The 7664-nt window shown below is 66.4% G+C and carries 5 protein-coding genes; 3 read left to right on the top strand and 2 right to left on the bottom strand.

Features of this window, described 5'->3' with window-relative positions; translation table 11 throughout:
• Positions 1–50 precede the first annotated feature (50 nt).
• Positions 51–467, bottom strand: a complete 417-nt coding sequence (locus VW23_RS13565) for a GNAT family acetyltransferase (protein ID WP_069910098.1) — start codon at positions 465–467, stop codon at positions 51–53.
• 4 nt (positions 468–471) lie between these two features.
• Positions 472–2580, bottom strand: coding sequence for an ATP-dependent DNA helicase RecG (gene recG, locus VW23_RS13560; RefSeq protein ID WP_069910097.1), 2109 nt, complete (start codon positions 2578–2580; stop codon positions 472–474).
• A gap of 220 nt (positions 2581–2800) precedes the next feature.
• Here recG and VW23_RS13555 point away from each other — a divergent pair, with 220 nt between their 5' ends.
• The 3 genes from VW23_RS13555 (at position 2801) to VW23_RS13545 (ending at position 7378) form a co-directional block, all read left to right on the top strand.
• Positions 2801–3046 carry a succinate dehydrogenase assembly factor 2 gene (locus VW23_RS13555; protein ID WP_244513579.1) on the top strand — a complete coding sequence of 82 codons (246 nt, stop codon included), beginning with the start codon at positions 2801–2803 and terminating at the stop codon, positions 3044–3046.
• The gene (gene mfd, locus VW23_RS13550) at positions 3043–6543 is read left to right on the top strand and encodes a transcription-repair coupling factor (RefSeq protein ID WP_176730393.1); all 3501 of its coding nucleotides are present in this window, start codon (positions 3043–3045) and stop codon (positions 6541–6543) included. The genes VW23_RS13555 and mfd overlap by 4 nt, the downstream gene beginning before the upstream one ends.
• A 112-nt stretch (positions 6544–6655) precedes the next feature.
• On the top strand, positions 6656–7378 hold the full coding sequence (locus VW23_RS13545; RefSeq protein WP_084646091.1) for an invasion associated locus B family protein: 723 nt from the start codon (positions 6656–6658) through the stop codon (positions 7376–7378).
• Positions 7379–7664 lie beyond the last annotated feature (286 nt).

Below are 7664 nucleotides of genomic sequence, written 5' to 3'. Positions count from 1 at the left end.
GGGGACAGGGGTGGGGGTCGGCCCGCGCCGGCGTCGCGGTGGCACACTGCCTAATCCTCGATCAGCCGCCGCCCGAGACTGAGCGAGTCGTGCCGCTCATAGCCGAGGCGGTCGTAGAACTTCAGCACGCCCTCATTCTCGCCGCGCACCAGCAGGTTGATCTTCGGGCAGCCCATCGCCGCAAGACGCCGCTCGAGCTCCGCCAACAGCGCCGCGCCGTAGCCGTTCCCGGCGTGCGCCGCTGCCGTCGCGAGGTAGTAGACCGAGCCGCGGTGGCCGTCATAGCCGCCCATGGCGGTGGCGATGAGCTCGCCGTCGCGTTCGCCGACGAGGAACAGCTCGGGCTGCACGGCGAGCTTGCGCTGGAGGTCCTTCAGCGGATCGTTCCATGGCCGGGTCAGGCCGCGGGCCTGCCAGAGGGCGACGACCGCGTTGGTGTCGCGGCGTTCGAAGGGGCGGATCTGCATGGGGTCAGCCGGCTCGGAGCAGGGGAATGGCGAGGTCTTTGCGGAACAGATAGAGCAGGGTGCGCAGGGCGTCGCCGTCGCGACCGGCAAGGCCGGGGTTACGGGTCAGCGCATTCTTCGCATCCTCATGCGCCCATTCGAGCAGGTGCCGGTGCACGTCGGGCACGGCGAGGTGGTAGCCGGGCATGCCGGACTGCCGGGTGCCGAGCACGTCGCCCTGGCCGCGCAGCTCGAGATCCTTCTCGGCGATGACGAAGCCATCCTCGGTGCCCTTGATGGTCTCGAGCCGGGCCTTGGCGGTTTCGCTCAGCGGCTCCTTGTAGAGCAGCAGGCAGGCCGAGCGCTGGCTGCCGCGGCCGACCCGGCCGCGCAACTGATGCAGCTGGGCGAGGCCGAAACGTTCAGCATGCTCGATGATCATGATGGTGGCGTTGGGCACGTCGACGCCGACTTCGATGACCGTGGTGGCGACAAGAACCTTGGCCTCGTTGCGCTGGAAGCGGTCCATTGCCTCGGCCTTGGCCGCGGCGCTCATCCGGCCATGGATCAGCACCACCTGGTCACCGAACACCTTCTTCAGCTCGGCGAAGCGATCCTCGGCGGCGACCACTTCGAGATGCTCGCTTTCTTCGACCAGCGGGCAGACCCAGAAGGCCTGCGCTCCCTCGGCGATGCGGCTCTCGAGGCGTTGGATGACGCGGGCATACTCGCCGATCGACAGCACCGCGGTATCGATCGGCTGCCGGCCGCGCGGCTTTTCGCGCAGGATGCTGACTGCCATGTCGCCGAAATGGGTGAGCACCAGGGTGCGCGGGATCGGCGTGGCGGTCATCACCAAGAGGTCCGCGTGGACGCCCTTCTCACTGAGCGCCAGGCGCTGGTGGACGCCGAAGCGGTGCTGTTCGTCGACCACTGTGAGCCCGAGATTGTGGAACTCGACGCCGGACTGGAACAGCGCGTGGGTGCCGACGACGATGGTGGTGGAACCGTCGGCAATGCCTGACAGCACGGCCCGGCGCTCGGCGGCAGTCATCTTGCCGGTGAGCAGCACGATACCGAGCCCGACCTGGTCGCAGAGGGGCTTCAGCGTCTTGAAATGCTGGCTGGCGAGGATTTCGGTCGGCGTCATCAGCGCCGACTGCGCGCCGCTTTCGGCCATCGCCGCCATCGCCATCAGCGCGACGACGGTCTTGCCGGCGCCGACATCGCCCTGCAACAGGCGCGACATGCGTTCGGGCGCGGCGAGGTCTTGGCGGATGTCCTCGACGGCGAGGCGCTGGCCCTCGGTGAGGGTATAGGGCAGGGCCGCCTCGACCTTGGCGGAGATCGCGCCGGTGAAGGTTCGGGCAATGCCGCGCGGCGCGATGAGCTGCGAGCGGACGATCAGCAGGGCGAGCTGGCCGGCGAGATATTCGTCATAGGCGAGCCGCATGCGGTTCTTCGACCAGAGCTGCGCGTCGTCAGGGGTTTCGGGGGCGTGCGAGGCTCGCATGGCGGCATAGAAACTGGGCCAGCCGAACTCGGCGATGCGCTCGGCCGGCATCCATTCGGGCAGCTCGGGCAGGGTCTCCAGTACCTGCCGGGTGAGCTTGATCAGAGCGCGGGAGCTGAGGCCATGGGTCAGCGGGTAGACCGGCTCGACCAGCGGCATATCCTCGAACTTGTCGGCCTCGACGACATAGTCGGGGTGGGTGATCTGTTTTTCGCCCTGGAAGAAGCCGATGGTGCCGGAGACATAGCGGGTCTCGCCGACCGGCAGCAGCTTTTCCACCCAGCCGCCCTGGGCGCGGAAATACACCAGCTGGATCTCGCCGGTTTCGTCATGCGCGAACACCCGATGCGGGATGTGCTCGCGGCCGCGCGGCGGCGGCTGGTGGCGATCGATATGAAGCTTCAGCGTTGCGATGTTGTTGTGCACGGCATTGGCGATGCCATCCATGCGGCGGCGGTCGAGGATGCCGGTGGGCATGTGCATCAACAGGTCGAGCGCGATGGCTTCCTGTCCCTCCGGCGCGCCGAAGAAGCGGGTCAGCAGGGCGCTGAGCTGCGGCCCCACCCCCTTGATGGAGTGGAGCGAGCGAAACAGCGGATCGAGGGCAGGCGGACGGGACATGCAGCTCGGGTCGGAAAATTTGCCGATGAGTTGTGGCAAAATTGGCTGCCGATTGCCACCGGATTGCAGGTGTCGGTCGTGGCGGATGCACCACGTCGCGACGATTGGCATGCTCCTCTGCCACGTGACACGGAGGCGATATCCGCGTAAACACGCCATCCACATTCCCCGAGACCACCCGCTCATGGCCCTTCAAAAAGACGCCGGTGAAGATTCTGCTATGCGGTTGCGGCGCTTGCGCTATCGCGCCTGGCACCGCGGCACCAAGGAGATGGACCTGCTGCTCGGGCCCTATGCCGACGCGCGGCTGGCGACGATGGATGGAGCGGAGCTCGATCGCTTCGAGACGCTGCTGGAGGAGGCCGATACCGACCTGCTCAAGTGGCTGATGGGGCAGGAGCCAACGCCTGAAGACGCCGACCACGACCTGCTCGCCGACCTGCTCAGATTCCGGACTGCCAAATGACCGACCAGCGCGCCGATCGCACCATTTCGAACGTCCCTGACGGCATGCAGCCGGTGATGCTGGCGCGCCTGGTCGAAGACCGGCTGAAGGCCGCGCCGGATGCGGCGGTGAGCGCGGTATTCGTGGCGCGCGATGGACGGCGCCTGCAGCGCATGGTGGAAATCCTCGAGCAGCTGATGCCGGGGCACCAGCTGCTCACGTTGCCGGCATGGGACTGCCTGCCTTATGACCGCGTCTCGCCGAACGGGGTGACCATCGCGGCGCGGATGACGACGCTCTCGAGCCTTGCCAGCGGCGCGGCCAAGGGGGCGATCGTCCTCACCACGGTCAACGCGCTGGTGCAGAAGCTGCCGCCGCGCCAGGTCGTCGCCGGCATGAGCTTTGCCGCGGCAGCGGGGCAGGTGGTCGATAGCGAGAAGCTGATCGCCTGGGCGGCCGGCAATGGCTACCTGCGGGTGCCGACGGTGCGCGAGACCGGCGAGTATGCAGTGCGCGGCGGGCTGGTCGACCTCTATCCGGCCGGCGTCGAATCGCCGCTGCGCTTCGACTTCTTCGGCAAGCAACTGGAGACCATCCGCGCCTTCGATCCGGATACCCAACGCACCACCGGCAATCTGAAGCGCATCGCGCTGGCGCCGATGAGCGAGGTGCTGCTGAGCGAGGAGGCGATCCGCCGGTTCCGGGCGCGCTACACCACGATGTTCGGCGGCAATACCGTCGACGATCCGCTCTATGCAGCGGTGAGCGCCGGCCAGCGCTACCCGGGTGTCGAGCACTGGACGCCGTTCTTCTACGACGAGCTGGATCACCTCGCGGCCTACACCGAGGACGCGCCCTTCATCTTCGACGACCAGGCGCGGGAAGCCTTCGCCGATCGGCAGACGCAGATCTCGGACTATTATCAGGCGCGCGAGGATGCGCGGCACGAAAAGCAGTCCTCGCAGGGCGCGGCGCCCTACAAGCCGGTGCCGCCGGGGCAACTCTACGAAATGGAGCGCGCGCCCTACACGCTGGCGCCGGAGCATGGCGTGATCCAGCTCTCGCCATTCGCCGCACCCGACATGAAGAAGGCCGACGACGCGGCCGGGCGGGTGGCGCCGAGCTTTGCCGCCGAGCGGCAGGCGCAGGACGTCAACCTGTTCGAGGCGGTGGTGAAACTGTTCCGCGCCGAGCGGAAGAAGGCGCGCAAAACCATCATCGCCTGCTGGTCGGAAGGCTCGCGCGATCGCATGGCACAGGTGCTGGCCGACCACGGCCTGGCGCATCCGCGTCTCGCCGAGAACTGGCGCGATGCGGAGACGACCTCGCCGGAGACCACGGCGCTGGTGGTGCTGGGGCTCGAGACCGGCTTTCAGACCGACGACATGCTGGTGCTGAGCGAGCAGGACATTCTCGGCGAGCGGCTGCTGCGTCCTCAGAAGCGGCGCAAGGCCTCGGACGCGCTGACCGAGGCCGCCGGTCTCGCGGCAGGCGATCTGGTGGTGCATGTCGACCACGGTATCGGCCGGTTCCTGGGCCTCAAGACCATCGAGGTGCAGGGCGCGCCGCACGACTGCGTCGAGATCGAATATGCCGGCAACACCAAGCTCTACCTGCCGGTCGAGAACATCGAGCTGCTGTCGCGCTACGGCGCCGACGCGATCATCGAGCTCGACAAGCTCGGCGGCGTCGCCTGGCAGGCCAAGAAGAGCAAGCTCAAGAAGCGCATCCGCGACATGGCGGAGCAGTTGATCAAGATCGCGGCGCTGCGGCAGCTCTCGACGGTGCCGCCGATGGACGTGCAGCCGGGGCTCTACGAAGAGTTTGCAGCGCGCTTCCCCTATGACGAGACCGAGGATCAGCTCGTCGCAATCAACGCCGTATTCGAGGACCTGGCCTCGGGCCGGGTGATGGACCGGCTGGTGTGCGGCGATGTCGGCTTCGGCAAGACCGAGGTGGCGCTGCGCGCGGCCTTCGCGGTCGCGATGTCTGGGCGGCAGGTGGCGGTGGTGGTGCCGACGACGCTGTTGTCGCGGCAGCACTTCAAGACCTTCAGCGAACGCTTCTCCGGGCTGCCGCTGCGCATCCGGCAGGCCTCGCGGCTGGTGTCGTCAACCGAACTCAAAGGCACCAGGGAAGAGCTGGCCAAGGGCACTGTCGATATCGTCGTCGGCACACATGCGCTCCTGGCGAAATCCATCCAGTTCAAGGATTTGGGCCTCTTGATCATCGACGAGGAGCAGCATTTCGGTGTCGCCCACAAGGAACGGCTGAAGGAGCTGAAGGGCAACGTCCATGTGCTGACGCTGACCGCGACGCCGATCCCGCGCACGCTGCAGCTGGCGCTGACCGGGGTGCGCGACCTGTCGCTGCTGGCGACGCCACCGATCGATCGCCTCGCCATCCGCACGTTCGTCTCGCCATTCGATCCGCTCAGCGTGCGCGAGGCGCTGCTGCGCGAGAAGTATCGCGGCGGTCAGGCCTTCTACGTGGTCCCCAAGATCAAGGATCAGCCCGATATCGCCGAGTTTCTGCGCCAGCAGGTGCCAGAGGTGAGCTATGTCGTCGCCAATGGCCAGATGCCGGCAAGCGAGCTCGACGACATCATGAACAATTTCTACGACGGCAAGTTCGATGTGCTGGTCGCCACCACGATCGTCGAATCCGGGCTCGATATCCCCAACGCCAACACTCTGGTGGTGCACCGGGCTGACAATTTCGGCCTCGCGCAGCTCTACCAGATCCGCGGTCGCATCGGGCGGGCCAAGCAGCGCGCCTACGCGCTGTTCACCATCCCGCCGGATCGGAAGCTCAACGACACCGCCGAGCGACGGCTGACCGTCCTGCAGTCGCTGGAAACGCTGGGGGCCGGGTTCCAGCTGGCGAGCCACGACCTCGATATCCGCGGCGCCGGCAATCTGCTCGGCGACGAGCAGTCGGGCCATATCCGCGAGGTCGGGTTCGAGCTCTACCAGGCGATGCTGGAGGAGGCGGTGGCGGCGCTGCGCGACGGCGATGCCGAGTATGAGGAACGCAACGAGTGGAGCCCGACGATCTCGCTGGGCATGCCGGTGATGATCCCCGAATATTACGTGCCCGACCTGCAACTGAGGATGCAGCTCTACCGCCGGCTCGGCGACCTCTCCGATGCGCGCGAGATCGATGCGGCCGGCGCCGAGCTGATCGACCGTTTCGGGCCGCTGCCGGAAGAGGTGGAGGCGCTGCTCAAGGTGATCCTGGTGAAGGCGCTTTGCCGCACTGCAAATGTCGAAAAGGTCGATGCCGGCCCCAAGGGGGCAGTCGTTACGCTCAGAAACAAGACGTTCCCCAATCCCGCCGGGCTGGTACGAATGGTCTCCGATCCACAAATGCAGGTACGGATCAAACCTGATCAGAAACTCGTGTTCAGCCGTGACTGGCCGACGGCGGAAGCGCGACTGAAGGGAACCGCCGCGATACTGTCAAAAATGGCCCGGCTGGCGGTGGAATCGAGCGCTGCAGCAACACTCGCAGGTTAAAGCTTTCGGAAGCCCTCTCGGTCATGTTATTGCCGCGTTTCGTGCCTTGAAGAGCGCACGAACAAGGGTGGCCGGGAGAGTCACCGATGGTAGGACACCACAAGGAAATTCAATGACCCTCAAAAAGCTCGTCGTTGCTGGTTTCGCGGTTGCCGCGCTGATGATGCCCTCGTTCGGGGCGCTCGCGCAGGACGCCACCACGCCGGCAGCCCCCGCCGAGGGTGGGGCAGCACCGGCGGCGCCTGCTGCCGATGCCGCCGCTGCACCTGCGGCGCCGGCTGCCAATGCCAATCCCGCCGCCAACTGGCTCAAGGTCTGCGACCCCATCGATGGCGGCAAGCAGGCCTGCATCATGCGCCAGGTCGTCGTTGCCAACGGGCAGTTCCTCGGCTCGTTCCTGTTGCGTGACGATCCGGGCCAGGAGAGCCGCCTGCTCGCCGTTGCCGCGGTGCCGCTCGGGGTACTGCTGCCGTTCGGCCTCACCTGGCAGATCGATGGCGGCAAGCCGATCCGCGTGCCGTTCATGCTGTGCGACCCGCAGAGCTGCGCCACCCAGCTGGTGATCAACGAGGCTTACGTGAACAGCCTCAAGAAGGGCGGCGTGCTGAAGCTCACTGCCAAGAACCGGCAGAACAAGGATCTGGTGATCGACATCACGCTCGCCGGCTTCACCTCGGTCTATGATGGCGCTGCCGCCATGACCTTCGACGAGTTCAACAAGCAGTCGACCGCTCCGTCGGCGCTGGAAAAGCAGCTGCAGGACCGCGCCGAAGAGCTGCGCAAGCAGCTCGGCACCGATGGCGCCGCTCCGGCTACGCCCGCTGCGCCGCAATAAGCGGATCGAACGGGCCAGAATCGAAAGGGCGCCTCCGGGCGCCCTTTTCTTTTTTGGTCGGCCATTGCGGTGCGCCAGCCTGGCCTTGCCCACCGGCGTCATCCCCGCATAGGCGCTAAGTTATGGTTGGTGGGATTGGGGATTGTCACCGTCGATCCTTTGGCGATCGTGGCTTTCCCCTCATCCGGCGCTACGCGCCACCTCCGGGCGAGGGCTTTGCCCTCGTCCCGCGACCCCGACGGGGAGAAGAATCCGGAGAGCCCAGCGATCGCCTCTATTCCTCTCC

It is taken from the genome of Devosia insulae DS-56, from assembly GCF_000970465.2.
GTDB classification, from domain to species: domain Bacteria; phylum Pseudomonadota; class Alphaproteobacteria; order Rhizobiales; family Devosiaceae; genus Devosia_A; species Devosia_A insulae.
This window is presented reverse-complemented; position numbering and strand designations above follow the sequence as displayed.

Bases quoted from the DNA above. Each gene is read 5' to 3' on its own strand.
- recG (WP_069910097.1), bottom strand. From the start codon at position 2,580: ATGTCCCGTCCGCCTGCCCTCGATCCGCTGTTTCGCTCGCTCCACTCC.
- mfd (WP_176730393.1), top strand. From the start codon at position 3,043: ATGACCGACCAGCGCGCCGATCGCACCATTTCGAACGTCCCTGACGGC.
- VW23_RS13555 (WP_244513579.1), top strand. From the start codon at position 2,801: ATGCGGTTGCGGCGCTTGCGCTATCGCGCCTGGCACCGCGGCACCAAG.
- VW23_RS13545 (WP_084646091.1), top strand. From the start codon at position 6,656: ATGACCCTCAAAAAGCTCGTCGTTGCTGGTTTCGCGGTTGCCGCGCTG.
- VW23_RS13565 (WP_069910098.1), bottom strand. From the start codon at position 467: ATGCAGATCCGCCCCTTCGAACGCCGCGACACCAACGCGGTCGTCGCC.